Source organism: Paraburkholderia aspalathi (assembly GCF_900116445.1).
GTDB lineage: Bacteria > Pseudomonadota > Gammaproteobacteria > Burkholderiales > Burkholderiaceae > Paraburkholderia > Paraburkholderia aspalathi.
In genome coordinates this window covers 1-1776 of the sequence record NZ_FPBH01000092.1, presented here as the reverse complement: position 1 = coordinate 1776, position 1776 = coordinate 1, and the positions used below count along the sequence as shown (strand labels likewise).

1 protein-coding gene is annotated in these 1776 nt (G+C 60.0%); it reads right to left on the bottom strand.

Annotated elements, in window-relative coordinates:
• On the bottom strand, positions 1-1776 hold a 1776-nt coding region (gene katE / locus BM438_RS44500), incomplete at both ends, for a catalase HPII (protein ID WP_093647939.1).

The window sequence follows — 1776 nt, the reverse complement described above, 5'->3', positions numbered from 1 at the left end:
CACGTCACGCCCCGCGCCGATGGCCGCAATCGCCTTCAGGTGCTTGAACGCTTCGAGCACGAAATGCCGTGCGTCGCCCGATTGCGCCAGCTTCTTCGCGCCCGCCTCACCACCCACCACGATCACCGCGTCGAACATGATCGACGGCAAGCCGGCAATCGTTGCGTCCGGCGCCATCCCGTCGATGGCAGCAAGGGTCGGTGCGATCAACATCGGCGCTGCACCTTCGCCCTGCAGCACCTGTTGCAGCCTTTTGATCGCGGCACCATCGGAACCCGGCGCAGCCAGCAAAGCGATCTTGCAGGTCTTGATGCCGGGCTTCACGCGATTGAGCAGACTGAGTGCAGCCGACGCTTTAGTCCCCTTGAGCTTCGCCGTGCCTTTCTTCGGCGCGGGCAAGCCGAGACCTTCGGCCACCTTCGCGGCAAGCCCCGCATCGAAATTGGCCAGAATCTCGTTGACCACACGCGCGCGAATCTCCGGCTTGGTGACCTTGCCGAGTTCGAACTGGTAAGCCGCGGCGATATGGTCTTTCTCTGGCTCCGACATGCTGTTGTAGAACATTGCGGCCTGCGAGAAATGATCGGCGAACGACTCGCTACGCACGCGAATCTTGTTGCCTTCCACACGCTCCGGATAGCTTTCGAAGCCACCATCCGACGGCGCCGGATCGGTTTCCTTCGGCCAGCCGCCACTCACCGAATTCGGCTCATACGAAGCCTGCCCGACATTGATCGTCTGCCGGTGCATCGCATCGCGCTGATTGTTATGGAACGGACATACCGGCCGGTTAATCGGGATCTCGTGGAAATTCGGTCCGCCGAGACGGCTGATCTGCGTGTCGGTGTACGAGAACAAACGACCTTGCAACAGAGGATCGTTCGAGAAGTCCAGGCCCGGCACGATGTGGCCCGGATGAAACGCAACCTGTTCGGTTTCGGCGAAGAAATTGTCCGGATTGCGATTGAGCGTCATCTTGCCGATGATCTTCACCGGCACCAGTTCTTCCGGAATCAGCTTGGTCGGATCGAGCAGGTCAAAGTCGAACTTGTGCTCATCCTTTTCCTCGACGATCTGCACGCCGAGCTCGAACTCGGGGAAGTCGCCTCGTTCAATCGATTCCCACAAGTCGCGCCTGTGGAAATCCGGATCCTTGCCGGCGAGCTTCTGCGCTTCGTCCCACAGCAGCGAATACGAGCCCAGCACCGGGCGCCAGTGGAATTTGACGAAACGCCCCTTGCCTTGCGCATTCACGAAGCGGAACGTGTGAATGCCGAAGCCTTCCATGGTGCGAAGGCTGCGCGGAATCGCGCGGTCCGACATGGTCCACAGCACCATATGCGCGGACTCCGGCACGAGCGACACGAAGTCCCAGAAGGTATCGTGCGCGGAGCCGCCGGTCGGCATTTCATTCGGCGCTTCTGGTTTTACGGCATGCACGAAGTCCGGAAACTTGATGGCGTCCTGAATGAAGAAGACCGGCATGTTGTTGCCGACCAGATCGTAATTACCTTCCTGTGTGTAGAACTTCACCGCGAAGCCGCGCACGTCGCGCACGGTATCGGCCGAACCGCGCGGGCCCTGCACCGTCGAGAAACGGACATAGACCGGCGTCTGCTCGTTCGGGTTCTGCAGGAATGCAGCTTTGGTGTACTCGCTCATCGACTCGTACACCTGGAACACACCATGGGCTGCCGAGCCTCGCGCATGAACGATGCGCTCGGGGATACGTTCGTGGTCGAAGTGCGTGATCTTCTCACGCATGATGAAATCTTC